This is a genomic window from Caulobacter sp. GW821-FHT10A10, from assembly GCF_059415745.1.
In genome coordinates this window covers 363,818-390,376 of the sequence record NZ_JBWKNV010000005.1, presented here as the reverse complement: position 1 = coordinate 390,376, position 26,559 = coordinate 363,818, and the positions used below count along the sequence as shown (strand labels likewise).

The window sequence follows — 26,559 nt, the reverse complement described above, 5'->3', positions numbered from 1 at the left end:
CTCGACCGGGAAGTGTTTCCGAGCGAAGGGAGGCGTGTGACGCGATTTCGGAGCATGGCGCGATGAGACTTCCGAGGATCTGGCCGGCGCTGGCCCTGGCGGCGGCCCTGCTGGGCGGCTGCGAGAACCTCGTCGCGTCCAAGACCTCGCTGTTCGAGGCCGGCGACGCGGTTCCGGAAGGAACGCTGAAGGCCGGCTGGTGGGGGGCGCGGACGCCCGGATGCGATGTCGATCCGGCCCTGCCGAGCGGGCAGTGGCCGACATGCGCCAAGGCCGTGCTTGTACCTCAACGGCTTTCGGACCAGCGGTTCGTGAAGATGGACGACGAGCCCGACACCGAAACGGCCAGGGTCGGCTACCTGCTGGCGGCCGGCGAGCCGATGATCCTGCAATTGTCGCTGCTGTCACCGGAGGATCAGAAAGGCGAGGTCCGAGCCATCCACCTTTACAAGGCGGTCAGGCCGACCGTGAAGGACGCCCAGGGACAGGTGGTCGAGATCCGCCACTGGGCGGTGGTCTGCGGACCGCTGGAGCCGCCGGTCGAGGAGTCTCATCACTATCGCCGCAAGACTAGCGCGCCGTGGCCCGGCGTCGAGAGCCGAAGCGACGGGTGCTGGGCGCGCGACGTCGCTGGGCTGCGCGACGCCGCGCGGCGCAGCGAAGGGCTCGCCGTCGCCGCCTCGCCGCCGCTGCGCTGGTTGCGCGAACACAGGCCTGATGATCAAACCTTCGACCAGTGGCTCATGTCCTGGCTGTGACTTGGCTGTGAACGGGCCGAACGGGAAAGTTTCGATGCGTAAGGTTCTCGCCGCCCCCTCCGCGCTTTTGCTCGCGGCCGCTGTCCTCGCCGGCCTCGCCGCGCCCGCCCTGGCCGGTCCGGGCGACCTGGCGCTGGACGACGTGAAGATCCTGTCGGCCGACGCCATGCAGGGACGGGCGGTGGGCTCGCCCGGCTCGCAGCTGGCGCGCACCTACATCCTGGAGCGCTTCAAGGGGATCGGCCTGGCGCCGATCGGCGAGGGCTTCGAGCGGCCGTTCCGCTTCAAGCGCAAGGACGGCGTGACGGTCACCGGCGTCAATCTCGTGGCCCGGATCAAGGGGACGGAAGGCGGCGGCAAGGTGCTGCTGGTCACCGCCCACTACGACCATGTCGGGGTCAGGAACGGCCAGATCTACAACGGCGCGGACGACAACGCCTCGGGCGTGGCGGGCCTGCTGGCGGTGGCCGAGGCGTTCAAGGAAAAGCCGCCCAGGCACGACGTGCTGATCGTCGCCCTCGACGCGGAGGAAAGCGGTCTGCGCGGCGCCAAGGCCTTCGCCGCCGCGCCTTCGGTCCCGCTGGCGAACATCGGCCTGGCGGTGAACTTCGACATGCTGAGCAAGAACGCCAAGGGCGAGCTCTATGTCTCGGGCGCCTCGCCGCAGCCGTTCCTCAAGCCCATCCTCGACGACGTCGCCAAGATCGCCCCAGTGACCCTCAAGCAGGGCCACGACACCGACGCCCAGGGCAAGGACAACAACTGGACCTTCCAGTCCGACCAGGGCGCCTTCGCGCAGAAGGGCGTGCCGTGGGTCTATTTCGGCGTCGAGGACCACCCCGAATACCACCAGCCCACCGACGACTTCGAAACCATCCCTCAGCCCTTCTTCAAGGGTTCGGTGGCGACGGTGGTCCAGGCGACCCGGGCGTTCGACGAGCGGCTGGGGGAGATCCACCCTTAATCCCTCTCCCCTTGCGGGAGAGGGTGGCCCCACGGAGTGGGGTCGGGTGAGGGGTCTCTCAGAAACCTGACGCCGCGACAGTCGATCCGCTGCCGCGGCGTTTTCGTCTGTGCGACCCCTCATCCGTCGCTTTCGGCGACACCTTCTCCCGCAAGGGGAGAAGGGGCGTGCTTTCGGAACGAATATACTATAGGGGGGTATGCTATGGCTCACCTCTCCACCGACAACGACGCCCTGCTCAAGCGGGTCCGCCGCATCGCCGGCCAGGTCGCGGCGATCGAACGCGCGATCGAGGGCGACCACGACTGCGCCAAGACCCTGCACCTGGTCGCCGCCACCCGCGGCGCGCTGAACGGCCTGCTGGACGAGATCGTAGAGGCCCACCTGCGCGAGCACGTGGCCGCTCCTGGCCTCACCGACGCCGAGCGCGAAAAGGGCGCGGCCGAGGTGATCGAGGCCTTCCGCCGCTATTCCAAATGAGATCCCACATGACCGCCGTCACCGCGCCCCCGCATCAGCACGACCACGTCTTCCTGGCCGCCGACCACGACGCCAACGCCCGCCGCACCCTTTGGGTGGTGGCCCTGACCGCCGTGATGATGGTGGTCGAGATCCTGGCCGGCTGGTGGACCGGCTCGATGGCCCTGCTGGCCGACGGCTTCCACATGGCCACCCACGCCGGCGCCCTGGCCGTGGCGGCCGCCGCCTACGCCTATGCCCGCAAGCATGCGACCAGCGCCCGCTACAGCTTCGGCACCGGCAAGGTCGGCGACCTGTCCGGCTTCGCCTCGGCCCTGGTGCTGGCGGTGATCGCCATCGGCATCGGCGTGGAGTCGGTGCGCCGCCTGTTCGAGCCGTCGTCGATCGCCTTCATGGAGGCGATCGTCATCGCCGTGGTCGGTCTGCTGGTGAACCTGGCCAGCGCCGCCCTGCTGTCGGGCGGACATCATCATGGGCATCACCATGGCCACGACCACCATCACGGTCATGACCACGCGCACCACGACCATGCTCATCATGGGCACGGCCACGACAACAACCTGCGCTCGGCCTATATGCACGTGCTGGCCGACGCCCTGACCTCGGTGCTGGCCATCGTCGCCCTGGTCGCCGGCCGTCAGTTCGGCTGGACCTGGCTCGACCCGATCATGGGCGTGGTCGGGGCGGTGGTCATCGGCCGCTGGGCCATCGGCCTGATGCGCGACACCGCCGCCGTCCTGCTCGACACCACCGACGACCACGTGGCCGAAGAAGTGCGCGAACTGGTCGAAGGCCCCGGCGACGCCCGGATCCTGGACCTGCACGTCTGGAAGGTCGGCCCCCAGGCCCACGCCGCCATCGTCAGCGTGGCCGGCCTGACCGCCGAGGCCGTGCGCGGCCGGCTGGTTCCGGTGCACGAGCTGCGGCACCTGACGGTGGAAGCTTCGTAGCATGGTCCCTCTCCCCTTGCGGGAGAGGGTGGCCCGAAGGGCCGGGTGAGGGGTCTCTCAAAAGCAAGGCGCCGCGGCAGCCGATCAGCTGCCGCGGCGTTTTTTCGTGGGTGCGCCCCCTCATCCGTCATCCTTCGGATGACACCTTCTCCCGCAAGGGGAGAAGGGGATCAGTCCACCTCGTCGTTGGCCGCCTCGACCTCGACGCCGAACACCTCGTCGATGACCTCCATGATCTCTTCCAGATCGTCGAGGGTCACGCGGACGCGCAGGGTCTGGTCGTCGTCGGCGGTGAGCGTCAGGAAGATGCCGTGCTCGGACTCTTCCAGGATGAACTCGTCGAGATTGGCGATGACGGACATGGCGCGCCTCCCAGCTGGCGAAGGGGGAGCGGACGGCGGCGGCTTTCGTTCCGGGCCGCCGCCGTCGAGGGCTCAGGCGTGTTCCGGGACCCGGTAGCGGGGCGCCGGACGGTCGCGCGACAGGTTGGGGGCCAGCTTCAGCCGCGCGCCGTCATAGGCGGCGAAGTCGGCGGCGTCGGGCAGGGAGGGGATGGTCACCAGCTCGCCCTGGTCGAAGCCCGCCAGGGCCGCGTCCACCAGGTCGCCGACCTCCATCAGGGTGGAGGGATCGAGCGCGTCGGCGCCGCCGCTGCCCGAACGGTCCCAGATCTCGGTGCGAGTGGCGCCGGGCAGCACCGCCTGCAGCCTGACGCTCTCCGGCAGTTGGCTGCGCAGGCCCTGCGTGAAGTAGGTCACATAGGCCTTGGTCGCGCCATAGACCGGCGAGCGGAACTCCGGCAGCAGGCCGACCACCGACGAGATGTTGACGATCGCGCCGCGATCGCGGGCCTTGAAGGCGCCGGCCGCGGCGTGGGCCAGGCGGGTCACCGACACCACGTTCAGCTGGATCAGGTTGTCGACCTTGTCGAGGTCCTGATCGACGAAGTCGCCGGCCAGGGCCGCGCCAGCGTTGTTGATCAGCAGGCTGATGGCGGCGTCGTCGCGCAGCTTGGCCTCGACACGGGCGAGGTCGGCGGATTTGGTCAGGTCGGCCTGCAGCACCTCGACCTTGACGCCGGTCTCGGCGACGAGGCGCTCGGCGAGGGCCGCCAGACGCGTCGCGTCGCGAGCCACCAGCACCAGGTCGTGGCCGCGCTTGGCCAGGCGGTCGGCATAGGTGGCGCCGATGCCGGTGGACGCGCCGGTCACCAGGGCCTTGCCGGAGATTTCCTTGCTCATGATCTTCAATCCCCTCGGGGTGTTCGCCGGGCGGTCGTCGCGGCGGCGTGACTTGCAGATGGCAAGTGACTTTTGAATTGCAAGTGACTGGCTTTCATTTTGCTAGCCAGGCCCTATCTTTCCTCCATGACCACACGCGCCTTCGATCCCGGACAATGCCCCGTCGGCCGCACGCTGGAGCGCGTCGGCGACGTCTGGAGCCTGATGATCCTGCGGGACGCCTTTCACGGCCTCACCCGCTTCGACGCCTTCGAAAAAAGCCTCGGGGTCGCGCCGAACATTCTGACCAAGCGGCTCGGGGCGCTTGTAGAATCCGGCTTTCTCGAGCGGCGGCCCTACCAGGAGCGGCCGGTGCGCCACGAGTACGTGCTGACGGAAATGGGCCGCGACTTCGCGCCTGTGCTGACGGCGCTGCTGGCCTTCGGCAATCGCCATCTCGCCAAGGAAGGGATCGCCAGCTGCCTCGTTGATCGCGAGACGGGCCAGACCGCCGAGCCGGTGGTGGTCGACGCCCGCAGCGGCAAGCCGATCGATAGCGCGGACTTCGCCTATGCCGCCGGCCCGGCCGCGGGCGAGGCGGTGCTCGCGCGCTTGGCGCTGATGGAGGTCTTGAGCGGCTGAAACTGAAACGGCGACCTTGCCAGCGGCTTTCGCCTTGGTTGTATGCTATCCTCGATTGTGAAAGCGCCGCCGGGGAGGCACGACCATGGACACCATCACCGCCAAGAGCGCCAACGGCGCGACCGATCCGGCCGCGATCTCGGCGCTGGCCGAGGACGTCGCCCCGTCCGCCTCGGTCACTGCCGCCGAACCCGAGGCCCAGTCCGAACCCCTGACCGCGACCGCGTCCTCGAGCGGTCCGGAGGTGAAGCTCAACTTCGTCAACCGCTCCAACGGCAGTCCCGCCACCCAGGTCCTGGTGTTCGGCGAGGCTGTGGAGCCGTCCGTCGACGAGGCCGCATCGGCCTGGCTGGTGATCCGCAACTGCGCGCCCGGCTGGAGCCACCCGTTCGTCTGGCCGGCGGCGACCAGCGTCGGGGTCACCGACGCCTGGGGCAACGTCTCGCCGCGACTGGCGATCGCCAACGGCCAGATGGCCGCCGTGGTCGCCACCGACTCCGGCCAGAGCCTGCGGCTGATCGACCAGACGGCCGGCCCCACCGCCTTCGGCGTGCTCAACCAGCTGCCCCAGGGCGCGGTGTCGGTCACCGTGTTCCGGGACGGCAGGCCCTACGCCCCGACCCGGGCGCTGTTTCCCGGCGCCCAGATCATCTATTCGTTCAAGCCGACCATCTGGATCGGCGCGATCTCGCAGCCGCACGAGGGCGAGGTCGTCAGCGGCGCCGTCGTCCAGCAGGTCAATACCGAGATCAACCTGACGGGCATCGCCGGCGCCGACATCGTCATGACCGGCGGCGGCGAAGGCCCCGACGCCAAGCCGTTCATCTTCACCCTGGAGAATGTGACCTACGCCTGAGGCGGCAAGAGCTGCGCGCCTGCTTCGATCGGAAGTTGCCAAGCTTTGCCGATCTCGTAGAAGGCGCGCATGAGCCACGACGCCGACAGACTCGTCATTCCCTACACGCCGACCGAGAAATCCATCGTCGCGGCCATGCTCTGCGTGGCCAACTTTCCGGCGATGTACGGGATCTCGGCGGCGGCCGGCGCGGCGATGGCCGTCTTCTTCGGCTTCACGATCTTCGACTGGAGCACGCCGGAGGCCGCGCGTGGATCGATGATCGGCTGCGTGCTCGAGGGGCTGGGCATGGCGGGCGCCCTGTTCGCCTACTTCCGCTTCATGCTGTTTCCGGTGATGGCCCGAACGATCCTGCGCAAGCACTCGGCCTACTACGCCCATTCCAGCGTCGTGGCGCGCGAGGACGGGCTGAGCTTCCTGTCGGCGAACACCCAGGCGACCTATGGCTGGGCCGAGTTGCGCGGTTATCACGTGACCAATGACGCCCTGGTCATCGTGGCCGACAAGTCGCTGTGGTTCTCGATCCCGACGGCCGGGACGCCGGCCGCCGATCTCACCGCCTTGCAGGCGCGGTTGGCGGGGCGGATCTCCGAGCTGGGCAAGCGCCGCCGCCGCTGAGCGGCGGTCGTCACGCCGCCGCGCGGATCGCCCTCAGCGTCGCCGCCGCCTCGACGCAGGCCGCCGCCGCCTCGCGGCCCTTGTTGCCGGCGTCGTCGCGGCTGCGCAGTTCCGCCTGCTCGTCGGTGTAGGTGGTCAGCACCCCGAAGGCGATCGGGGTCTCGGTGGCCAGGCCCGCGCTGACCAGGCCCCAGGCCGTACCGGCGCTGATGAACTCGAAGTGGGCGGTGTCACCCTTGATGACGCAGCCCAGGCAGGCGATCCCGGCGTAGCGGCCCGTCCGCGCCAGGGCCTGGGCGATCAGCGGCAGCTCGAAGGCGCCGGGAGCCTCGAAGACGTCGGCCTCCGCGACCGGCGCGCCGCGCTCGGCGAATTCGGCCAGGGCTCCGGCCAGCAGGCCGCCGGTGACCTCGGGATTGAAGCGGCTGATGGCGATGGCGAAGCTTTGCTCGGAAGGGGGAGCGGTCATGCGGGGATCCTCGAGGACGGAACGGAAAGACGGTGGCCGAGCTTGGCGCGCTTGGTGGCCAGGTAGCCGGCGCTCAGCGGGTCGGGCGGAACGACCAGCGGCAGGGTCTCGCGCACGGCGACGCCCAGGTCCTCCAGCGCCTTGGCCTTGCGCGGATTGTTGCTGAGAAGGCGGACCTCGGAGACGCCCAGGGAGTGCAGGATCGCGGCGGCGGGGCCGTAGTCGCGGGCGTCGTCGGGAAAGCCCAGGGCGTGGTTGGCCTCGACGGTGTCCAGCCCCTGGTCCTGCAGGGCGTAGGCGGCGATCTTGTTGGCCAGGCCGATGCCGCGCCCTTCGTGGCCGCGCAGATAGACGAGTACGCCGTTGCCCGAAGCGTCGATCTCGTCCAGCGCCGCGTCCAGCTGGGCGCCGCAATCGCAGCGGCGCGAGCCGAAGGCGTCGCCGGTCAGGCATTCGGAATGCACCCGCACCAGCGGCGCGCCCGTCAGCGGTCCCCGCACCAGGGCCAGGTGCTCTCCGCCGTCGAGGCGGCTGCGGAAGGCGCGGGCCTCGAACTGGCCGTGGCGGGTGGGCAGGCGGGCGGAGGCGACGGCCTCGACCGGCGGATCGGCGGCGTTCAGGTGGGCGCGCAGTTCGGCGATGCTGAGGATCGGCAGGTCGTGGCGGGCGGCGAAGGCGGCCAGGTCGTCGCCCCGGGCCATCGTCCCGTCGTCGTTCATGATCTCGCAGATCACCGCCGCAGGGGTGAGGCCCGCCATCTTCGCCAGCTCCACCGAGGCCTCGGTGTGGCCGGCCCTCGCCAGCACCCCGCCGGGCACGGCCCGCAGCGGGAAGACGTGACCCGGCGAGACGATGTCGGCCGGGCTGGCGTCGGCGGCGACCGCCGCCTGGATGGTCCGCGCCCGGTCGCCTGCGGAAATGCCGGTGTCGACGCCGTCCGTCGCCTCGATCGAGACGGTGAAGGCCGTGCTGCGCCGCGTGCGGTTGTCGGCGACCATGGGCGGCAAGCCCAGACGGTCGATCAGCGGGGCTTCCATGGCCAGGCAGATCAGGCCGCTGGCCTGCTTGGCCATGAAGGCGATGGCGGCGGCGTCGGCGAACTGGGCCGCCTGCACCAGATCGCCCTCGTTTTCGCGGTCCTCGTCGTCGACAAGGATGATCATGCCGCCGGTCTTGAGGCGCTCTAGCGCCGTGTTCAGGCGTTCAGGGAGGCGTGACATAGCCGCTCCACGTATTTGGCCAGCACGTCGACCTCGACATTGATCTGGTCGCCGGGCGCGGCGTGCTGCAGGTTGGTGTGGGTCCAGGTGTGGGGGATCAGGGTGACCCCGACGGCGAAGCGGCCGTCCTCGACCGGCTCCACCGCGTTCAGGGTCAGGCTGACGCCGTTGAGGGCGATCGAGCCCTTCTCGACGCAGTAGGGGGCCAGGGCCGCCGGCAGGTCGAAGCGGGTCTTCCAGGCGCCGTCCTCGTGGAGGATCGAGGCCACGCGAGCCTCGCCGTCGACGTGTCCCTGGACCAGATGGCCAGACAGCCGGGTGGCCAGGGTCACGGCCCGCTCCAGATTGACGAAGCCGCCGGCCGCGAGGGCTTTGAGGTTGGTGCGCGCCAGGCTCTCGGCGCTGACGAACACCTCGGCGCGACCGCTCGCATCGCTGGCGACGATGGTCATGCAGGCGCCGTTGACCGCCACGCTCTCGCCCAGGGCAAGGTCGGGGAAGCCGGTCTGCAAGGTCAGGCGCACGGCGCCGTCGGCGACGGTCTCGACCGCGGTCACCTCGCCCAGGCGCTCGACAATTCCGGAAAACATCGGGTCTCCTTCTCAGGCCAGGACGTGGGTGACGACGTCGCCGTCGGCGCTCTGGCGGATGATGATCTGCTCGTCCCACAGGCCCGCTTCGAGGAAGGCCGCCAGCAGGACGGGGCCGCACTCGACCAGGGCCTCCATGACCCCGTCCTCGGCGAGGGCGGCCAACGCCTGCGGGATGTCGCCGTGCAGGCTGGGGGCGAAGCCTCGGTCGTGGGCGGCGTCGAGATAGGCGGGCGGCGTACGACCCCGACGGTCGAGGATCGCCAGGCGGCGGGGCTTGCGGCGCGGGTCCTGAACCCGGCGGACGGTGAACAGCGGGCTGTCGGCCAGGATCGTGCCCGAGCCGGTGATCACCGCGTCGGCGCGTCGGCGCAGGTCGTGGGCCACGGTCAGGGAAGCCTCCGACGTGAAGGTCTTGGCGCCGACCGGCGGGATCATCGAACCGTCGACGTCCAGGGCCTGCTTGATCGTCAGCCAGGGGCGACCCTTGGTCAGGCGGGTGACGAACGGCGCGATCAGCCGGGCGGCGCGGACGGAAAGGTCCGTGGCGTCGGGGTGGCCGAGGGTGGCGATGGGCTGGACGCTCAGCCCCGCCGCCGCCAGCCGCGCGGCGCCGCCGGCCGCCGTCGGGTTGGGGTCGCCCGCGCCGTACCAGATCGCGCGCGCCGGGCTGGCCAGGATCGCCTCGGCGCATGGCGGCGTGCGGCCGTGGTGGTTACAGGGCTCCAGGGTGACGACCAGGGTATGGACCGCGTCCAACCGTCCGGCCGCGCGGCACGCAGCCAGGGCGGCGGCCTCGGCGTGGGGCCCGCCGGCCGCTTCGTGAGCGGCGACCGCTAGCACCGTCCCATCCGCCGACAGCACCGCGCAGCCCACCGGCGGGTTGGGCGCGGTGGCGCCGACGAAGCGGTCGGCGGCGTCCAGCGCCAGCCGGAAGGCCGTCGCGATATGGTCGGGGGAAAGGAAGGGGGCCGTCATCGGCCGGCTACTAATGACGAGGTCGGCAGCTTTCCAAGCAAGCATCGCCTTTGGCGTCTCTTACATTTTAGACCCCGTCGGGAATGACGCTTCGCGGCTTTTGGCTTAGCTACGGAGCATGAACGACCGTCCGCCACCGCCGCGATGAAGGGGCCGCGCAACAGCGTCGAGCCGCACGGCGCCTGGTCGCCGGGGCTGCAGAAGGCGCGGCTGTACGAGCTGATCCTGCAGGACATCCTGCTGGGCGACCTGGCGCCCATGCAGGTGCTGGAGGAGAAGGCCCTGGCCGCCCGTTACGCCGGAGGCCTGGCCGGCGTGCGCGACGCCCTGGGGCGTTTGGCCATCGAGGGGTTGGTCGTGCGGCGTCCCCGCGTCGGCACCATCGTCGCGCCGTTGGACGTGGCCGAGATCGAGCACGCCTTCCAGGTGCGGCTGATGCTGGAGGCGAAGACCGCGGGCCTAGCCGCCCGCAACCATCGCCCTGCCGACCTGCCGGCGATCCTGACGGCCTTCGACGGGGCCGAGGAGGCGGTCGCGGCCGGCGACTTCCGGGCCATGCTGGCCATGGACCTGGCCTTCCACCGCGCGGTGGCCTTCGCCACCCAGAACCCGACCCTGGCCCGCTTCGTCGTCAGCCTGCAGAACACCGCCACCCGCTTCTGGATCTGGCAGATGGAGAAGCAGGCGCCCGACGACCAGCTGGTCGACGTGGTCCTGCACCGGCGGATGGCCGACGCGATCGCTGCTAGAGACGCCGTCCTCGCCGAGTCGATCTGCGCCCAACTGATCGGCCAGCCGCCCAGCGCTTCCGAACCCGAAGGGCGGTAACGGTTTTGCGGCGCGGGGCGACCCGTGCTAACGCCGCGTCATGATCGAACAACATCCCTCCGGCGGATATATCCTCGAAGAGCTCTTTGTCGGCATGACGGCCGAAAAGCTCGTGCCCGTCACCGAAGAGCGCATCCAGCTGTTCGCCGAGGCGTCGGACGACTTCAATCCCGTTCACGTGGACGAGGCCTTCGCGGCCAAGACCGCCTATCGCGGCCGTATCGCCCACGGCCTGCTGTCGGCGTCGTTCGGCTCGGCGGTGGTCGGCACCATCCTACCCGGCGCGGGCGCGATCTATCTCAGCCAGACCCTGGCCTTCCACCGGCCGGTGCGTATCGGCGACGTGGTCACCGCCCGCATCACCGTCTCGGCCATCGACCAGGAGAGCGCGCGCGTGACCCTGACCTGCGCCGCCCTGGTCGGCGAGGACGTCGTCATGGACGGCGAGGCCACCGTCCGCGTCCCGCGTCGCCGCCGTCCGGCCAAGGCCTGAGGCCCCTCAGGGGACGAACACCTCGCTGGTGTCCATGCGCACGGTGCGGACCGCCCGGCAGGCGTCTTCGCCGGCGCGATGATCTTCGTGCATGAAGCTCACCAGCAGCGAGCGCCGGCGCGCGCCTGAGCGGTTGGTGGTCGCGCCGTGCGGCAGGTCGGCGTCGAACACCAGGATGTCGCCCGGCTCGCCGGACAGGACGAGGGCTTGGCTGTCGTCCAACAGGCCGTCGTCGAGATGACGCGACAGCACCCGGGTAGCGCCGTTTTCGGGGCCGTAGGGGTCGAGATAGACCATCGCCGAAACGGTCTTCAGGCCCGCGCCGTCGCGGTGAAGGGGCTGATGGCCGCAGTCCGGCAGCGGCTCGCGGCCTTCCACCTGGCTGAAGAAGAAGGGGCCGCCCAACATTCGGGCGACGGCGCCCAGGAGGACCGGCGCGCGGCAGGCCTTCTGCACGACGGGATCGAGATCGACCAGGGCGTGGCGCCAGCCCGGGGCGCGGGGCACGGCCCATTGTTCAGGCGGGCCCTCGCCGGCGTCGAAGGCGGCGCGCATGGCCTCGCGCCAGGCCTCGGGTACGGCGCCGCGCAGCAGCAGATAGCCCTGGTGATCGAGAAGAGCGGCCAGGTCCGCGTCCAGCGGCGCGACCTTGGTGGGTGCTAGCAGATCGACCATCACGCTCCCGACGCCCTCGCCGCGCCGAGCGTGAACAGGTTACGCTCGGTCGCAGTCAGGCAGGAGCGTAGCCGTCCGAATTTCCATTTGAAGTGGAAATAGACACCGATCCGAAGATCGGGCGCGTCAGTCCACGCAGATGGTCGCCGTCGCGCGGCCGTTCTCGACCTTGGCGTAGCAGCCGAACTGCACGTTGGAGCGGCGGCACTGGCCGGTGACCGGCTCGTCGCGGCTCTCCAGATTGCCTTCCAGCACGCAGCCGCCCTGGCATTGCGAACCGCTGGTGCAGGCCTTGCCGGCGTCGGCGTAGGGCACGACGCAGGTCGGCAGGCCGCGGCGACCGACGGTCTCGATCTGGCCGCCGCGGGCCGTGCAGGCCTCGACGCTGTCGCCTTGGGCGACGGGCGTCGGGGCGGGCGCCGGCGCCGTCGGGGCGCAGGCGGCCAGGGAGAGCAGGAGGGCGGCGATCAGCGGCAGGCGCATGGCGTTCCTTTGGTGAAGGGCGAGGTTTTCACCTCACCCCATGAACGCCGGCAGCCAGGCTTCGTTCGTCTCGCGCAGCTTGGCCAGCGGGATCGAGAACAGGTCGGTCGAGGCGAAGGCCTCGCCGCCGGCCACGCCCGCGAGGTTGGCGTGCACGCCGGCCTCCTTGGCCGCTTCCAGCAGGGCGTCCGGATCGGGCGTCGCCACCAGATAGCGGGCTTGGTCCTCGCCGAACAGATACGGGTGAGCGTGGGCGTGGCTGGAGGCGTTCAGGGTGATCCCGACCTTGCTGGCCAGGGCGATGTCGGCCGCGGCGACCAGCAGGCCGCCGTCCGACAGGTCGTGCACGCCGGCCACCAGGCCCGAGCCGATCAGGCCGCGCACGAAGTCGCCGTTCTTGCGCTCGACCGCCAGGTCGACGGGCGGCGGGGCGCCGTCCTCGCGGCCCAGGATTTCGCGCAGATAGATCGAGGCGCCCAGTTCGCCATGCGTCTCGCCGATCAGCACCAGGGTGTCGCCCTCGGCCACGTTGCCGAAGCCCGTGCGCAGGTCGAAGTCGGTCAGCAGGCCGACGGCGCCGACGGTCGGGGTCGGCGGAATGGCGACGCCGTTGGTCTCGTTGTAGAGGCTGACGTTGCCGCTCACGACCGGGAAGTCCAGCGCGCGGCAGGCCTCGGCCATGCCGTCGGTGGCGCGGACGATCTGGCCCATGGTCTCGGGCTTTTCGGGGCTGCCGAAGTTCAGGTTGTCGGTGATGGCGATGGGCAGCGAGCCGGCGGCCGTCAGGTTGCGCCAGGCTTCGGCGACGGCCTGCTTGCCGCCTTCGTACGGGTCGGCCTGGACGTAGCGCGGGGTGCAGTCGCTGGTCACGGCCACGGCCTTGCCGGTGCCGTGGATGCGCACGATGCCGGCGTCGCAGCCGGTGGCGCTGTCTTCCAGGGTGTCGGCCATGACGTGGCGGTCGTACTGCTCCCACAGCCAGCGCTTGGAGGCCATGTCGGGGCAGCCGATGACCTTCAGCACCGCCTCTTCCCAGTTCTCGGGGGCGGGCACGTGGCCCGGGTCGAGGCGGGCGTCGACCTTGGGCTCGGTCCACGGACGGTCATAGAGCGGCGCGTCGTCGAACAGCGGGGCCAGCGGCACGTCGCAGACCGTCTCGCCGTGATGCTTGAGCACCAGGCGGCCGGTGTCGGTGGTGTAGCCGATGACGGCGGCGTCCAGGCCCCACTTCTCGAAGATGGCGTGGCCGTCCTGCTCGCGGCCGGGCTTCAGGACCGCCAGCATGCGCTCCTGGCTTTCCGACAGCATCATCTCGTAGGCCGACATGCCGGTCTCGCGCTGGGGCACGGCGTCCATGTTCAGCTCGATGCCGACTCCGCCCTTGCCGGCCATCTCGACCGACGACGAGGTCAGGCCCGCCGCGCCCATGTCCTGGATGGCGGCGACGGCGCCGGTGGCCATCAGTTCCAGCGTGGCCTCGATCAGCAGCTTTTCGGCGAAGGGGTCGCCAACTTGCACGGTCGGGCGCTTCTCCTCGGAATCCTCCGAGAACTCGGCCGACGACATGGTCGCGCCGTGGATGCCGTCGCGGCCGGTCTTGGAGCCGAAATAGACGACCGCCAGGCCAGCGCCCGGAGCGGCCGAGTAGAAGATGCTGTCGGACTTGGCCAGGCCCACGCACATGGCGTTGACCAGGATGTTGCCGTTGTAGCCCTTGTGGAAGTTGGTCTCGCCGGCGACGGTGGGCACGCCCACGCAGTTGCCGTAGCCGGCGATGCCGGCGACCACGCCGTCCACGAGGCGCTTGGTCTTGGCGTGGCCCGGCTCGCCGAAGCGCAGGGCGTTCAGCAGGGCGATGGGGCGCGCGCCCATGGTGAAGACGTCGCGCATGATGCCGCCCACGCCCGTCGCCGCGCCCTGGTAAGGCTCGATGTAGGACGGGTGGTTGTGGCTCTCCATCTTGAAGATGATCGCGTCGCCGTCGTCGATGTCGATGACGCCAGCGTTCTCGCCGGGACCGCAGATCACCCGCGGGCCGCTGATCGGGAACTTCTTCAGCTGGTTCTTCGACGACTTGTACGAGCAGTGCTCGGACCACATCACCGAAAACACCCCCAGCTCGACGAGGTTGGGCTCGCGGCCCAGGCGGTCGAGGACGACCGCGTATTCCTCGGGCTTCAGACCGAATTCGGCGGCCGTATCGGCCATGGACTTGGCGGGGGCGGTGGAGGGTGCGCTCATGGGCGCGCCTTCTAGCGCGGCTGGGGGGATTCCGCTATATTCTAGAAAGCTGAAGGTGGTTCTAGAATGGGCATCAGCATCAAGCGGGCCGAGACGGAGCAGCTTGCGCGTCAGGTGGCCGAGGCCACGGGCGTCAGTCTGACCGACGCGATCCACAACGCCTTGGCCGATACGCTGAAGGCGCTGGGGCGGGAGCCTCAGGCGCAGAGGGATCAGCGCGCCGAGATCGAGGCTTGGTTGCGCGAGGTCGATGCGCGACCTCGGATCTCCGACAAGACGGCGGCGGAGATCGACGCCGAAATGTATGACGAGCAGGGCCTGCCCCGTTGATCGTCGTCGATACGTCGGCGTTGGCGGCCATCGTCCTGAAAGAGCCCGAGCGCGAGATGTTTCTTTCGCTCCTGCTCGCCCAGCCGCGCAAGGCGATGTCCGCCTCCAGCGTGGTTGAGGCCGCCCACGTCTATGCCAAGGTCTTCGTTCCGGAGATCGTCTCGAACGAACTCGACAGGGATCTGCGGATGCTCGGGATCGAGATCGTCGATGTCGATCGGACGCAGGTGCGTCTGGCGGTTGAGGCGGCGATGACCTTCGGCAAGGGTCGTCATCCGGCGAGGCTGAACCTCGGCGACTGCTTTTCCTACGCCCTGGCCAGGTCGCTGAATGCGCCGCTGCTCTACAAGGGCGACGACTTCGCCCATACCGACATTCGCTCCGCGCTCTGACGCATGGCGCGAAAACGCCTGCGAAAACATTAGCTAAGCAGGAACTAAGGCAGCTCCGCCGGAGGAACACGGCGAGTCCTCGGCCCGTTTTCTGTCTCGTGCGCAGCCAGCGCGCGGACCGAAGAGGAGAAGCCCATGGGCGACCAAAACCGCAATCCGCAGCAACAGCAGCAGAACCCGCAGCGACAGGCCCCGGGCCAGCAGCAACAGCAGCGCCAGAACGAACAGGGCCGCAACCCGGGCGGCCAGGAAAATCAGCCGGATCGCGACCGCGAACGCTGATCTAGAGCGTTAGCAGCGCTCCATCGGAGGAAGGGCCGGCGTTCGCTCCGTCGGCCCTTTTTCGTGGGCGGCGAATAGGGTGAAGCCTCAGGCGCTCTGGAAGACGCTGCGGAACAGGATCGCGCCGTCTTCCGAGCCAAGGTCGGCGTCGAACGAGCGGTCGGGGTGGGGCATCAGGCCCAGGACGTTGCCGCCGGCGTTGACGATGCCGGCGATGTCGCGGGCCGAGCCGTTGGGGTTTTCCTTGTAGCGGAACACCACCTGGCCCTCGCCCTCGATGCGGTCGAGGGTCTCTTCGTCGGCGAAGAAGTTGCCCTCGCCGTTGCCGACGGTCATGACCGCGTCGCGCTGCTCGCCGAAGCTGGCGGTGAAGCGGGTCTGGCCGTTGACGATGTCGAGGTCGACCGGCTTGCAGATGTACTTCAGCTTGGCGTTGCGCAGCAGGGCGCCGGGCAGCAGGCCCACTTCCGTCAGCACCTGGAATCCGTTGCAGATCCCGACCACGGCCACGCCCTTGCCTGCGGCCGAGACCACTTCGCGCATCACCGGGCTCTGGGCGGCCATGGCCCCGCAGCGCAGATAGTCGCCGTAGGAGAAGCCGCCGGGCAGGACGATCAGGTCCAGGTCGTCCGGCAGGGCCGTCTCCTGGTGCCAGACCATCTCGACGCGAGCGCCGGTGGAGCGTTCGACGGCGACCTTGCAGTCACGATCGCAGTTGGAACCCGGGAAGACGACGACGGCGGCTTTCATGGCGCGGGCCTGTAGCACCGTTCGGATCGAATGTCAGGCGCCGGAAGGCCGAAACGTCACGCGCATTCGTCCAGCACCGGTTCGACCGTCTCGCCGGCCGGGGCGGGGAAGGGCTGGCGGAAGGTGAAGGCGGCGGGCGTCGGGCCATGGGCGGCCAGCAGGGCCAGCTTCTCGACCGCCTCCTCGACGGTGGGGCGGTGGCCGGCGGGAACCCACCACAACGCCAGGTGCGGCCCCTCCGCCGGCTCGAACCATTCGCGCCGCCGCCGCATGATCTCGACATGGGCCGAGCGGTAGACATAGGCGCCCAGCGAGGGGATGTCGGTCCAGGTCGACAGGTTGGGGATCAGCAGAGGATCGCCGCCGACGGCCAGGTCGGTGGCGTTGTTGCCGTCGCCCTTCAGCCGCCAGACGAAGCCCGGCGAGGCCTCGGCCAGCGCGTTGATGCGGTCCAGGTTATCGACGAAGTCCTTGATCGCCGGATCGTCGATCGGCGCCCGCAGGCGGCCGATATTGATCTCGGCCAATTCGAAGGCGGCCATGACGTCCTCCCGTCTTGTTGCCCAGTCCTGTTGCAAGGTGGAGGTAGGAAGCCACGGCCGCCGCCGGAAGGGCTCAGCTTCCCAGCAGCTTGCGCAGCTGGCCCTCCGCCCGGTCGGGTGGCGACTGGTAGGCGATCGGCTCGACGAAGCCGCCCTTGGCGTCGAACAGGTAGATCGCCGAGGAATGGTCGATCGTGTACTCGCCGCCCTCCTGCGGGACCTTCTTGTAATAGACGCGATAGGCCTTGGCGGTCTTGGCGATCTCGTCGGGCGTGCCTGTGAAGCCCTGGATGCGGTGGTCGAAGTTCGACAGGTAGAGCTTCAGCTGGGCGGGCGTGTCGCGCTCCGGATCGACCGAGACGAACACCACGTTCAGCTTGTCGGCGTCGGGGCCCAGGGCCTTCAGCCAGGCGGTCATGTCGGCCATGGTCGTCGGGCACACCTCGGGGCAGTAGGTGAAGCCGAAGAAGATCGCCGTGGGCTTGCCCAGCAGGCTTTTTTCGGTGACCGGCTTGCCGTTGGTGTCCACGAGGTTGAACGGCCCGCCGATCTGGATCGTCGAGCGCGGGGCCTCGGCAGGGTCCTTCTGGCCGCAGGAGGCGAGGGGCAGGGCGGCGGCGGCGAGCGCGGCCGCCAGGAACAGCGCGCGCATCAATGCTTCACCACGGCGCGGACCGGAGCCTGCACGGTCACCGGCGGGGCCTTGGCGAACTTCAGGGTCAGGGGGACCTTGGCGCCGGCGGTCAGGGCGATCTTCGGGCCGATGATCATCAGGTGCTCGGCCCCCGGCTTCAGGGCCACGGCCTTGCCGGCCGGCAGGGCGAGGCCGTCGGCCAGCTTGCGCATGCGCATGACGCCGCCGTCCATCGACATGGTGTGGATCTCGCCGCGCTTGGCGGCGGGGGTCTCGACGGCGACCAGGCGATCGTCGGCGCCGGCCGTCAGGGTCACGTAGCAGCCGCCGGCCATGGCCCCGGCCGGGGCGGCGCGGCACCAGGCGTCGGCGACGGTCACTTTCGGAGCGGGCGGCGCGGCCAGGGCGGGGCTCGCCAGCACGGCGAAGGCGAGGGGAAGAAGAGCGAAGGCTTTCATAGTCAGGCTCCGAGACGCGGCGCGGGGGACAGCCGCCGCAGGACGAGGTCGAGGATCAGCGCCGCCGCCAGCGTGGCGCCGACGAGCGGATAGAGAATGGCCAGCGGCAGCACGACCGCCAGGAGACCGAGATAGGCGCCGCGACGGGCCGGCGGAACGGGGGCGGCCAGGCGGCCCTTCGGCCGCCGCTTCCACCACATCACCACGGCCGAGACGCCCAGCAGCCACACGACGATGCAGCCGGCCAGCATGACCAGCTTGTTGGCGAGGCCGAACTCCTGGCCCTGGTGCACGGCGATGCCCCATTCGATGACCTTGGCCGCCGGTCCGAAGTCGCGGTAGCCGAGGTCGGCCAGCACCCGGCCGTCGCCGCCGTCGAGATAGACGGCGCGGGTGGCCTCCACCTTGTCGGGCATGTAGGCGGCGGTCCAGGTTCCGCCGTGGCCCTTGGGCAGGGTCAGGGTGAAGCCTTCGGTCAGGCCCGCCGCGCGGGCCTTGGCGACGATCGCATCGACATCCAGGCTAACGTGATGGGGCGTAGAGGCGGGCGAGGCGTGGGTCTGTAGCGCCCAAGGGACGTCCTCAGCGGGCGCGCTGGGAGCGGGCGCGCCGGCGTGATGGCCCTCGGCGACCGGCGGCTTGGGGCGGCCCCAGCCGGCCTGTGTGGTGATCTGGCGGACCTCCTTGCCCCAGAAGGCCGACCACGGCATGCCGGTGGCGGCCAGGAACACGATCACCAGCCCCGCGAAGGCGCCGGTCACCGCGTGCAGGTCGCGCCAGAACAGGCGCTTGGCGGGCCGGCTGCGCACCGTCACCACCCCGCCGCCCTGGCCGCGCGGCCACCACAGGAAGATCCCGGTGGCGACCAGCACGATGGCCCAGCCGGCGACGATCTCGACCAGCAGGTTCGCGATCGGTCCGGCGATATCGAGGCTGTGCAGCCGCTTGACCAGGCCCATCAGGCCGCCCGGCGCGGTGACGCCCAGGGCCTGGCCGGTGTGGGGATCGACATAGGCCGTGCGCGGGCCTTCATCGGTGTCTACCTCCAGCTGGACCGAGCGGTCGCCGCGGGCCGGAACGGCCAGCCGTCGGACCTTGCCGCCCGAGACCAGTTCGGCGTTGGCGATCCAGGTGGCGACCGGCGTCGTCGCGGGGCCGTCGGCGACCACCACCAGCGGCCGGTGGACGATCGCCGTCAGCTCGTCCTTGAAGAGATACAGCCCGCCGGTCAGGGCCAACAGCATCAGCACCGGCAGCACCAGCAGGCCGGCGTAGAAGTGCCAGCGCCAGAAGGCGCGATAGACCTCGCCGGCCGCCCCTGTCGTCGGGGTTGGTTCGATCGCGGCCATGCTCAGAACGCCACCGTCACGCCGCCATAGACCGAGCGGCCGTCGCCCGGCCACAGCACGGCGCTGGACGCGGTCCACACCGTGGCGGCCTGGGTGTTGGAGACATAGGCCTTGTCGGTCAGGTTCCGGGCGTCGAGGAACAGCGAGACCTTGTCGGTCGCCTTCCAGCCGGCGTTGAGGTTGAGGATCGCGTAGGCCGGTGCGGCCTTGGTGTTCTTGTAGTCGATCCACTGGTCGCTGGCCGACCACTCGACCGACGGGGCCACGAACCAGCCGCCGCGTCCGTCGTAGCGCACCTCGGCGCGATAGAAGTACTCGGGCACGATCGGCAGGCGGTTGTCGCCGTACTGGGCGTCGCCGTCGAAGCGGAAGTCCGACCAGGTCCAGGTCTGGCGGATGCGCCAGCGCGGGGCCACGGCCCAGTCCAGCGCCGCCTCAATGCCCTGATGGATGGTCTTGTCGGCGTTGAAGGTGGTGGCCGGAATGGTGCTGCTGACCGTGTACTGCAGCATCTCGTGCTTCAGGTTGGCGCGATAGACGGTCAGGTCGTAGGTCAGCGGGCCGCGATGGCCGCGCGTGCCGATCTCGCCGGTCCAGGCCTCCTGCGCCTCCACCGGGGTGAAGCCGGCGTTGGTCGGGCTCATCGAACTGAAGTTCGGCGGCTCCACCGAGCGGGTCACATTGGCGAACACTTGGTCGCCGGCTTCATTCTGCCAGAGCAGGCCGACGCGCGGCGAGAACCAGTCATAGGTCTTGTCAGCCGTCAGGTTGAAGGTCGTCGAGACCCCCGGCACGGCGAAGCTGACATAGTTGCGCTCGGCCCGGCCCCAGCTGGCGCCGCCGACCACGGCCAGTTGCTCGGTCACGAACAGGCGGCCTTCGCCGAACAGGTCCATGGCCTTGGCGTTCTGCTGGGTGCGCGAGGTCGGCGCGCCCCGGGCCCCGCGGTTGTTGACGTAGAAGTTGGAGTCCATGTCGCCCAGGCGCCACCAGGCGCCGAAGAAGGCGTCGGTGCGCAGGCCGCCCAGCTGGCCGTCCCAGTCGAAGCGGCCGAAGGCGCCGTAGTTGCGGCTCTGCTGGTCGATGACCTGGAAGATCGGGTGGTCCAGATCCTTCCACACCGCATAGACCGCGCCCTCGAACACCAGCTGCTCGTTCAGCCGCCAGCTGGTGCGCAGCGAGCCGCGCAGGCCACGCTGGTTACGGCCCTGGTCGGCGGCGGCGCTGGCGGCGGCGGTCTGGCGCGGGTTGGCCTCGAACTGGGCCAGGGTCAGGGCGCCGGGGATCTCCTGATTGACGTTCGAGCCGTTGAGGATGAACCGCACCTCGCGGTCCTCGCCGAACGATCGCCCGACGTTCAGGCTTCCGAACTGGATGTTCTGCTGGCTCTGCGAGCGCCAGCCCTGGGCGGTCTGGTTGGTGGCGGCGGCGTAGACGTCCCAGTCGCCGGACTGGCGGGCCAGGGCGACGTGCTCGCGGATCAGGCCGTAGGAGCCGCCGTCGATGCGGACCTGGTTCTCGAAACCGGCGTCCTTGCCGGTGGGGGTGACCATGTTGATCGCCCCGCCCAGCAGGGCGCCGCCGAAGCGCAGGGCGTTGCCGCCGCGATAGACCTCGGCGTAGCGGGTGTTGAGCGGATCGGCGACCTGGCTGTCGCCATAGCCGTCGGCCTCGTTCAGCGGCACGCCGTCCTGGGCCATCAGCAGGCCGCGGTTGTGGCTGGCGTTGCCGATCCCCGAACCGCGGATCGAGATGCGGATGTCGCCGCCCCACTTGCGCTGGGCGTAGACCCCGGGGGCGTCGCGCAGCACGTCGTCCAGCGCCAGCGACTGGCGGGAAGCGAAGGATTCCTGGGAGATCACCGACACCGCGCCCGGCGTTTCCGACAGGCGCCGGCGGGCGGCGGCGACCACGGCCGGCTCCTCGGGATTGGGACGGGCGGTGACGATGACCGACGAGACGTCGGTGTCCGCGTCGGCCGGAGCGGTGGTGGCGTCGGCGGCGAAGGCGGCGGGCGCGACGGCGAGCATGGCCGCGGAGGCCAGCAGGAGAGACTTCATTGTGGTTTGTTCGTCCTTCGGCCGCGCACGGCGGCCGTGATGATCTGCGCGCGTCGCCAAGGACGCGCGGGCGTTCAGCCGGCCGAGGGCGGCCGGATCAGATCAGCAGGGACGGAGGGCCGGTGGCGGGCGGCGGCGGGGCGGCCAGGCCCCGGCCGGGAACGACGGTGCGGGCCAGCGCCGTGGGCGCTTCGGATTGCGTGGCCACCAGGGTTTCGGCGGCCAGGGCGATCTCGACCGGCGGCGCGGCCGGGCCCTGGGTCGCGAACGGGCAGGGGCCGTCGTGATGCTGTTGCTTGCCGTCGTCCTGATCGTGCTGCTGATCGCCCGAGCGCGAATCCAACAGCGCGCCGGGCGAGACGGTCTTGGCCCCGTCGGCGGTGCAGAGCACCAGGGCGAAGGGCAGGCCGTTGCGCGGCTCGGCGCCTGGCATGAAGCCCGCCGGGATCAGGACCTTGAGCACGATCGCCAGCACCGCGAGCGCCATGAAGGCGTCGCGCGCAAGCCATCTCGCAAGGGTGGTCGGGCGGGTCACGACCCAGTCATAGCCGAAACATCCTGGGTTGTCCCCTGGGCGGGATGTCCTAGCGCGCCTCCAGGTCGGCGATGATCGGGAAGTGGTCCGAGATCACCTTTCCCGATGCGGTGTCGCTCAGGGTGGCGAAGCTGCGCACCTTCAGCCGGCGGTCGGCGAAGACGAAGTCGATGGGCGGGGCTGGCGGCGGGCTCGGCGAGAAGTCGTTGAACGTGCCTTCGGGTCCCGAAACCGCCGGGCTGGCGGCGCGGGCGTCGACATACGGCGCGTCGGGCGCGGTCAGCAGTCGATGCGGCGCCTCGGCGGGGCCGCTGTTGAAGTCACCCAGGGTCACCAGCATCGCGCCGGGCCAGGCGGGCAGGTCGCGGATCTGGGCCGCGCAGCGCTCGCGGGAGACCGGCCCGCGGTGGTCGAGATGGGCGTTGCGCACGTCCAGCAGCGCGCCGCTTTTCCGGTCGCGCAGCACTAGGCGGGTGAAGGTGCGGGGCAGGGCGGCATCATAGGCCTTGCCCGGAACGTCCGGGGTCGGCGAGCACCACTGGGTCTGGCCGGCCACCTTCTCGAAGCGGTCGGCGCGCCAGAACACCGTCGTGCTCTCGCCGGCCGTCGCCCCGTCGTCGCGGCCGACGCCGTAGTGGTCGTAGCCGGGCAGGGCGCGCGCCAGGTCGTCGACCATCGGTAGGAGCGCCTCCTGCACGCCCAGCACGTCGGGCGCGACGCGGCGGATCTGCTCGCCCATCGGGCCGCGCCGGGCGCGCCAGTCGGGAACGTCGTCGGGATTGTCGTAGCGGATGTTGTAGCTCATCACCCGCAGTTCGCCCGCCTGGACGGCGGCGGGCGCAAGGACCAACAGCAGGGCGGCGAGACCCAGGGGGCGCATCACGCCACCACCACGGTCGAGCCGGCGAACATCGCCGCATAGGCTTCGTCGAGCGCATGGTCGGTGACCAGGATGTCGACGTCGTCGGCAGTGGCGGTGCGGATCAGGCCCAGTCGGCCGAATTTGGTGTGGTCGGCGGCCAGCAGCACCCGGTCGGCGCAGCCATAGGCGATGCGGCTCATGGCGGCCTCGCGGGCGTGGCGGTCCATCAGGCCGTGGTCGGCGTGGATGGCGCTGACGGTGAGGATGGCGAGGTGCGGGGTGAACTGGGCGAGATAGGCCTGGGCCGCGTGATCGGAAAAGGCCTTGTAGTCGTAGTCCAGCTCGCCGCCGGCCAGGAACAGGGTGTTGCCGTTGCGGCCGCCCAGGGTCTGGGCCACGGTCAGCGAGTTGGTGATGACCGTCAGGTCGCGGCGCACGCCGGCCAACACCCGGGCCACGAAGCAGGCGGTGGTGCCGGCGTCGATGAAGATCGTGTCGCCGTCGCCGACGAAGCGGGCCGCCGCCTCGGCGATGCGGGTCTTTTCGGCGACGTTCTCCTGCAGGCGGCGGTCGAACGGCCCCTCGGCCGTGGCGGCGGCCAGGCGCACCGAGCCGTGAGTCCAGAGCACCGAGCCCTGGGCCTCCAGCACCCGCAGTTCGCGGCGGATGGTCTCTTCTGAGACCTCCAGTTCCTGGGCAATCTGGGCCAGGGCCCGGCTTTCGCCCGGACGCAGCCGGCTCAGGATCTCGCGCTGGCGGTCTTCGCGTTTCAAGCCCGGCTTCCTTCGATGCGATGGTTGAGAGGGATTATGTTGGGTTCGTGGAAATTGTGCGAGATAAATGTGAGATTGATGTGTCTACGTTTTGCATTTTGTGAATTTTCCGCAGAATTGTCACAGAATCTTGTTGCGCCCCCCGTACTAGGCCCCCCGTCGCCCGATGCGACGTCGAGAGGGGCCTCATGCAAAGTTTCAACCTTTCGCGCCTTGCCGCGCCGCGCCGCTTCAAGCGCGCCCTGCTGGCCAGCGCCGTCCTGGGCGCGGCCGTGGCCGCCGGCACCCAGGCGCAAGCCGCCGAGACGGCCGCCGCCGATCCCACCGAGATCGACTCGGTGGTCATCGTCGCCAACCGCAACGACGCCGCCCAGGCTCAGCTGAAGGCCGCCACGGCCGTCTCGGTGCTGTCGGCCGAGGATCTGGAGCACACGGCCGTGCACAACGTGGCCGAGGCCCTGGGCATGATGCCCAGCGTCAACGTCATGAACACCGGCTCGTCGTTCTTCGGCGGCATCGACGGCGCCTCGCGCGGCGAGGGCATGTTCGTCTCGATCCGCGGCCTGAACGCCGAGTTCAATGTCAACATGATCAACGGCGTCACCGTGGCCCAGGGCATGCCCTACAGCCGCCAGGTGCAGCTCTCCCTGCTGCCGCCGTCGGGCCTGCACACCATCGTGCTGAACAAGACCTCGACCGCCGACATGGACGGCGACGCCATCGGCGGCACGGTCGATTTCCGCACGCCCTCGGCCTTCGACTTCCGTGACGACTTCAACGGCTCGATCACCGCCTCGGGCCGCATCGAGAGCCGCGCCCGCGACTATGGCGACGAAGGCCTGGGCGGCGGCCTGTCGGCCGAGTGGGCCCATCGCTTCGGTCCCGACCAGAGCTTCGGCGTCTACGCCAGCGCCTTCTATGACAAGCGCAGCTACGCCAACAGCGAGATGGCCGGCGTCATGGCCGCCACCAACGACGGCGGCTGGGGTTATCTGGTCAAGGACGCGGCCGGCAACAGCTATCCGGGCCTGGATCCCGAGAAGAACATCACCCAGACCGGCCTGAACGTCGGCGTCTCCAACGGCTATACCGAGCGCTGGGGCGGCAATTTCACGCTGGAATGGCGTCCGGACGACACGCTGAAGGCCTATCTGCGCAGCTCCTACGCCTTCGCCAAGACCGAGCAGAACTCGACGCTCAGCCAGTTCGTCAGCGCCAGCAAGAGCTACAAGGAAACCGTCGCCGGCAGCGGCCGCTACAATCTCAGCGTCGACGCCATCTCGACCCGCGTCTGGTACGAGACCAACCCCGAAGAGGCCGACCTCGGCACGGTGCAGCTGGGCCTGGACAAGACCCTGGGCGCCTGGACCCTGTCGCCGCAGGTCTTCTACAGCGAGGGCGACAACGACCGCCCCGACCACATCGAGGCCTCGGTCCGCATCAACCAGAGTGACAACTACAACAGCGGCTCCAACCTGGCCTATGGCGGCCTGTCGATGGGTTATTCCGACAACCTGCCCCGGCCTCTGTTCACCCAGGCCATCTACGACACCCTCAACAACGCCAACACCGCGCTGCTGGCGCGTCGCGCCGGCCAGCTGACCGAGCAGTACAGCGGCCAGGAGAAGTACGGCTTCAAGTTCGACGCCAAGCGGGTGTTCGAGGGCGGGGCGCTGCAGTGGATCAAGCTGGGCGGCAAGTACGTCGACAGCCACCGCCGGGTGACCAACCGCGACTGGACCAACGACCACTTCGCCAACCTGCTGGGCCAGGCCGGCGTCACCTGGGCGAGTCTCGGCATCGCCACCGGCTATTACGACCAGGTGTTCCCGGGCGAGTACACCTGGCGCGTGCCGAAGGTGAACCACCAGGCGCTGGTCGACTACTTCTACAAGTACAAGACGGCCGCCAGCTTCGACACCTGCGGGTCGAACTTCGTCAACAACATGAACTGCAACACCCAGAAGGGCGACGAGGCGGTGGCCTCGGTCTACGCCATGGCCAACTACCGCTTCGGCGACGTCGAGGTGGTTCCGGGCCTGCGCTACGAGCACACCAAGATCGACAACACCTACTGGGTGATCCCGACCACCAGCGCCGGCGAGCAGACCGGCTCGTGGGGCTTCAACAGCACCGAGTACAACGAGGTGCTGCCCAGCGTGTTCGTCACCTGGCGTCCCAGCGACGCCAGCGTCTATCGCGGCTCGGTGTGGACGTCCTACACCCGCCCGGCCTTCGTCCAGCTGGCCGGCGGCGAGCGGCGGCAGGTGGGCGACGACGGCAACGTCACCATCACCCGCGGCAATCCCGACCTGAAGCCGATCCGCGCCATCAACCTCGACCTGTCGGGCGAGTGGAGCAGCGGCAAGGGCGGTTACGCCATGGTCGGCGCCTTCTACAAGCGCCTGTCGGACTACATGTACGACAACGGCTCCAGCTCGGTGAATTCCGACACCTACACCGAGGGCAAGACCACGATCAGCCAGCCGACCAACGGCGGCGACGGCGACGTCTACGGCCTGGAACTGCAGCTGCGCCAGAAGTTCACCGAACTGCCGGGCCTGCTCAGCGGCCTCGGCGCGGGGGTCAACGTCACCCGCCAGTGGACCAGCGTCGACCTGGGCGACGGGATCGACAACCGCATCCAGAACGCCCCCGACTGGCTGGCCGACGCCCAACTGTTCTACCAGCGCGGTGGCCTGAGCGTGGACCTGATCTACCACTACACCGGCGCGTACCTGGCCTCGTACGACGTGCTCGACCAGGCCGGCCAGTGGGACAACCTGTGGGTCCGTCCGCTGCGCAGCGTCGACCTGCACGTCGGCTACGCCTTCGACAACGGCTTCAAGGTCGATCTGTCGGTGGCCAACCTGCTGAAGGACTACAGCTACTGGTCGCACATCGGCGAGCACAGCCTGGCCCTGTCGGACGTGGTCGACTCCGGCCGCACCACCCTGCTGACCTTCAAGAAGACCTTCTAGCGACGAGACCTTCCAGGCGTCGCCGTTCCCCAGACGCCTGGAACCAGGCCCGCCGGACCCCTCCCGTCCGGCGGGCCGATCCTACTGCCGACCCGCCGTCGCGGCGGCGTCATCGAAACATGAAAGATAGTCCGTTCGCGGACTCG

At 69.6% G+C, this 26,559-nt stretch carries 31 protein-coding genes; 13 read left to right on the top strand and 18 right to left on the bottom strand.

All coding sequences use genetic code 11. The features are described from left to right. The first annotated feature begins 62 nt into the window (after nucleotides 1-62). From AC07NS_RS16125 to dmeF, 4 genes are all read left to right on the top strand, one after another. Nucleotides 63-758 (top strand): hypothetical protein, encoded by a 696-nt coding sequence (locus tag AC07NS_RS16125; protein WP_494604795.1) that lies wholly within the window; start codon nucleotides 63-65, stop codon nucleotides 756-758. 34 nt (nucleotides 759-792) lie between these two features. Next, a complete protein-coding gene (locus AC07NS_RS16120) occupies nucleotides 793-1,722 on the top strand; it encodes a M20/M25/M40 family metallo-hydrolase (protein WP_494604793.1) in 930 nt (309 codons plus the stop codon). Nucleotides 1,723-1,926: 204 nt separating this feature from the next. After that, nucleotides 1,927-2,202 (top strand): metal/formaldehyde-sensitive transcriptional repressor, encoded by a 276-nt coding sequence (locus tag AC07NS_RS16115; protein ID WP_110121486.1) that lies wholly within the window; start codon nucleotides 1,927-1,929, stop codon nucleotides 2,200-2,202. Nucleotides 2,203-2,210: 8 nt separating this feature from the next. Then, on the top strand, nucleotides 2,211-3,152 hold the full coding sequence (gene dmeF, locus AC07NS_RS16110; protein WP_494604791.1) for a CDF family Co(II)/Ni(II) efflux transporter DmeF: 942 nt from the start codon (nucleotides 2,211-2,213) through the stop codon (nucleotides 3,150-3,152). A 170-nt stretch (nucleotides 3,153-3,322) separates the two neighbouring features. On the opposite strand, the gene AC07NS_RS16105 is transcribed toward dmeF, so the two are convergent. After that, nucleotides 3,323-3,514: a hypothetical protein gene (locus AC07NS_RS16105; protein ID WP_487287863.1), complete on the bottom strand. Its 192-nt coding sequence runs from the start codon at nucleotides 3,512-3,514 to the stop codon at nucleotides 3,323-3,325. A 72-nt stretch (nucleotides 3,515-3,586) separates the two neighbouring features. Further along, nucleotides 3,587-4,393 (bottom strand): SDR family NAD(P)-dependent oxidoreductase, encoded by an 807-nt coding sequence (locus AC07NS_RS16100; protein ID WP_494604789.1) that lies wholly within the window; start codon nucleotides 4,391-4,393, stop codon nucleotides 3,587-3,589. Nucleotides 4,394-4,519: 126 nt separating this feature from the next. On the opposite strand from AC07NS_RS16100, the gene AC07NS_RS16095 reads away from it, so the two are divergent. The 3 genes from AC07NS_RS16095 to AC07NS_RS16085 all read left to right on the top strand — a co-directional run bounded on the left by AC07NS_RS16095 (nucleotide 4,520) and on the right by AC07NS_RS16085 (nucleotide 6,488). Further along, a complete protein-coding gene (locus AC07NS_RS16095; RefSeq protein ID WP_494604787.1) occupies nucleotides 4,520-5,014 on the top strand; it encodes a winged helix-turn-helix transcriptional regulator in 495 nt (164 codons plus the stop codon). A gap of 85 nt (nucleotides 5,015-5,099) precedes the next feature. Further along, nucleotides 5,100-5,870: a hypothetical protein gene (locus tag AC07NS_RS16090; protein ID WP_494604785.1), complete on the top strand. Its 771-nt coding sequence runs from the start codon at nucleotides 5,100-5,102 to the stop codon at nucleotides 5,868-5,870. 69 nt (nucleotides 5,871-5,939) lie between these two features. Next, nucleotides 5,940-6,488, top strand: a complete 549-nt coding sequence (locus AC07NS_RS16085; protein ID WP_494604783.1) for a hypothetical protein — start codon at nucleotides 5,940-5,942, stop codon at nucleotides 6,486-6,488. Nucleotides 6,489-6,498: 10 nt separating this feature from the next. Here AC07NS_RS16085 and ribH read toward each other — a convergent pair whose 3' ends face one another. Genes ribH through ribD form a run of 4 tightly spaced genes read right to left on the bottom strand, consistent with a single transcriptional unit; the run spans nucleotide 6,499 to nucleotide 9,745 of the window. Continuing rightward, nucleotides 6,499-6,957: a 6,7-dimethyl-8-ribityllumazine synthase gene (ribH, locus tag AC07NS_RS16080; protein WP_494604781.1), complete on the bottom strand. Its 459-nt coding sequence runs from the start codon at nucleotides 6,955-6,957 to the stop codon at nucleotides 6,499-6,501. Then, nucleotides 6,954-8,177, bottom strand: coding sequence for a 3,4-dihydroxy-2-butanone-4-phosphate synthase (ribB, locus tag AC07NS_RS16075; RefSeq protein WP_494604779.1), 1,224 nt, complete (start codon nucleotides 8,175-8,177; stop codon nucleotides 6,954-6,956). Before ribB ends, ribH begins: the two co-directional genes overlap by 4 nt. Beyond that, nucleotides 8,153-8,767, bottom strand: coding sequence for a riboflavin synthase (locus AC07NS_RS16070; protein WP_494604777.1), 615 nt, complete (start codon nucleotides 8,765-8,767; stop codon nucleotides 8,153-8,155). Before AC07NS_RS16070 ends, ribB begins: the two co-directional genes overlap by 25 nt. 12 nt (nucleotides 8,768-8,779) lie before the next feature. After that, nucleotides 8,780-9,745, bottom strand: a complete 966-nt coding sequence (gene ribD / locus AC07NS_RS16065; RefSeq protein ID WP_494604775.1) for a bifunctional diaminohydroxyphosphoribosylaminopyrimidine deaminase/5-amino-6-(5-phosphoribosylamino)uracil reductase RibD — start codon at nucleotides 9,743-9,745, stop codon at nucleotides 8,780-8,782. A gap of 144 nt (nucleotides 9,746-9,889) precedes the next feature. Here ribD and AC07NS_RS16060 point away from each other — a divergent pair, with 144 nt between their 5' ends. Together AC07NS_RS16060 and AC07NS_RS16055 are read left to right on the top strand one after the other, a co-directional pair. Beyond that, a complete protein-coding gene (locus tag AC07NS_RS16060) occupies nucleotides 9,890-10,573 on the top strand; it encodes a GntR family transcriptional regulator (RefSeq protein WP_494604774.1) in 684 nt (227 codons plus the stop codon). 40 nt (nucleotides 10,574-10,613) lie between these two features. Continuing rightward, complete coding sequence (locus AC07NS_RS16055) at nucleotides 10,614-11,066, top strand: MaoC family dehydratase (RefSeq protein WP_494604773.1); 453 nt, start codon at nucleotides 10,614-10,616, stop codon at nucleotides 11,064-11,066. 6 nt (nucleotides 11,067-11,072) lie between these two features. On the opposite strand, the gene AC07NS_RS16050 is transcribed toward AC07NS_RS16055, so the two are convergent. The 3 genes from AC07NS_RS16050 to purL form a co-directional block, all read right to left on the bottom strand. Beyond that, nucleotides 11,073-11,741 (bottom strand): phytanoyl-CoA dioxygenase family protein, encoded by a 669-nt coding sequence (locus AC07NS_RS16050; protein WP_494604772.1) that lies wholly within the window; start codon nucleotides 11,739-11,741, stop codon nucleotides 11,073-11,075. 126 nt (nucleotides 11,742-11,867) lie between these two features. Continuing rightward, on the bottom strand, nucleotides 11,868-12,224 hold the full coding sequence (locus AC07NS_RS16045; protein ID WP_494604771.1) for a hypothetical protein: 357 nt from the start codon (nucleotides 12,222-12,224) through the stop codon (nucleotides 11,868-11,870). 33 nt (nucleotides 12,225-12,257) lie between these two features. Continuing rightward, nucleotides 12,258-14,465 carry a phosphoribosylformylglycinamidine synthase subunit PurL gene (purL, locus tag AC07NS_RS16040; protein WP_494604770.1) on the bottom strand — a complete coding sequence of 736 codons (2,208 nt, stop codon included), beginning with the start codon at nucleotides 14,463-14,465 and terminating at the stop codon, nucleotides 12,258-12,260. Between the two features lie 66 nt (nucleotides 14,466-14,531). Here purL and AC07NS_RS16035 point away from each other — a divergent pair, with 66 nt between their 5' ends. From AC07NS_RS16035 to AC07NS_RS16025, 3 genes are all read left to right on the top strand, one after another. Further along, nucleotides 14,532-14,795 (top strand): type II toxin-antitoxin system VapB family antitoxin, encoded by a 264-nt coding sequence (locus AC07NS_RS16035; RefSeq protein WP_494604769.1) that lies wholly within the window; start codon nucleotides 14,532-14,534, stop codon nucleotides 14,793-14,795. Further along, nucleotides 14,792-15,187 (top strand): type II toxin-antitoxin system VapC family toxin, encoded by a 396-nt coding sequence (locus AC07NS_RS16030; RefSeq protein ID WP_494604768.1) that lies wholly within the window; start codon nucleotides 14,792-14,794, stop codon nucleotides 15,185-15,187. Before AC07NS_RS16035 ends, AC07NS_RS16030 begins: the two co-directional genes overlap by 4 nt. A 135-nt stretch (nucleotides 15,188-15,322) precedes the next feature. Beyond that, the gene (locus AC07NS_RS16025) at nucleotides 15,323-15,469 is read left to right on the top strand and encodes a hypothetical protein (protein ID WP_198577659.1); all 147 of its coding nucleotides are present in this window, start codon (nucleotides 15,323-15,325) and stop codon (nucleotides 15,467-15,469) included. Nucleotides 15,470-15,556: 87 nt separating this feature from the next. Here AC07NS_RS16025 and purQ read toward each other — a convergent pair whose 3' ends face one another. The 9 genes from purQ to AC07NS_RS15980 all read right to left on the bottom strand — a co-directional run bounded on the left by purQ (nucleotide 15,557) and on the right by AC07NS_RS15980 (nucleotide 23,432). Then, a complete protein-coding gene (gene purQ, locus AC07NS_RS16020; RefSeq protein WP_494604767.1) occupies nucleotides 15,557-16,219 on the bottom strand; it encodes a phosphoribosylformylglycinamidine synthase subunit PurQ in 663 nt (220 codons plus the stop codon). 56 nt (nucleotides 16,220-16,275) lie between these two features. Continuing rightward, the gene (locus AC07NS_RS16015) at nucleotides 16,276-16,761 is read right to left on the bottom strand and encodes a DUF3291 domain-containing protein (RefSeq protein ID WP_494604766.1); all 486 of its coding nucleotides are present in this window, start codon (nucleotides 16,759-16,761) and stop codon (nucleotides 16,276-16,278) included. 73 nt (nucleotides 16,762-16,834) lie between these two features. Continuing rightward, nucleotides 16,835-17,413 (bottom strand): SCO family protein, encoded by a 579-nt coding sequence (locus AC07NS_RS16010; protein ID WP_494604765.1) that lies wholly within the window; start codon nucleotides 17,411-17,413, stop codon nucleotides 16,835-16,837. Beyond that, nucleotides 17,413-17,853: a copper chaperone PCu(A)C gene (locus tag AC07NS_RS16005; RefSeq protein WP_494604763.1), complete on the bottom strand. Its 441-nt coding sequence runs from the start codon at nucleotides 17,851-17,853 to the stop codon at nucleotides 17,413-17,415. Before AC07NS_RS16005 ends, AC07NS_RS16010 begins: the two co-directional genes overlap by 1 nt. A gap of 2 nt (nucleotides 17,854-17,855) precedes the next feature. Then, entirely contained in the window at nucleotides 17,856-19,202 is a 1,347-nt protein-coding gene (locus tag AC07NS_RS16000; RefSeq protein WP_494604761.1) for a PepSY-associated TM helix domain-containing protein, read from the bottom strand. 2 nt (nucleotides 19,203-19,204) lie between these two features. Beyond that, entirely contained in the window at nucleotides 19,205-21,262 is a 2,058-nt protein-coding gene (locus tag AC07NS_RS15995; RefSeq protein ID WP_494604759.1) for a TonB-dependent receptor family protein, read from the bottom strand. A gap of 97 nt (nucleotides 21,263-21,359) precedes the next feature. Then, nucleotides 21,360-21,797 (bottom strand): DUF2946 family protein, encoded by a 438-nt coding sequence (locus tag AC07NS_RS15990; RefSeq protein ID WP_494604757.1) that lies wholly within the window; start codon nucleotides 21,795-21,797, stop codon nucleotides 21,360-21,362. A 49-nt stretch (nucleotides 21,798-21,846) separates the two neighbouring features. Continuing rightward, the gene (locus AC07NS_RS15985; protein WP_494604952.1) at nucleotides 21,847-22,677 is read right to left on the bottom strand and encodes an endonuclease/exonuclease/phosphatase family protein; all 831 of its coding nucleotides are present in this window, start codon (nucleotides 22,675-22,677) and stop codon (nucleotides 21,847-21,849) included. Next, the gene (locus tag AC07NS_RS15980; RefSeq protein WP_494604755.1) at nucleotides 22,677-23,432 is read right to left on the bottom strand and encodes a DeoR/GlpR family DNA-binding transcription regulator; all 756 of its coding nucleotides are present in this window, start codon (nucleotides 23,430-23,432) and stop codon (nucleotides 22,677-22,679) included. Before AC07NS_RS15980 ends, AC07NS_RS15985 begins: the two co-directional genes overlap by 1 nt. Nucleotides 23,433-23,620: 188 nt before the next feature. On the opposite strand from AC07NS_RS15980, the gene AC07NS_RS15975 reads away from it, so the two are divergent. Then, on the top strand, nucleotides 23,621-26,413 hold the full coding sequence (locus AC07NS_RS15975) for a TonB-dependent receptor (RefSeq protein ID WP_494604753.1): 2,793 nt from the start codon (nucleotides 23,621-23,623) through the stop codon (nucleotides 26,411-26,413). Nucleotides 26,414-26,559 lie beyond the last annotated feature (146 nt).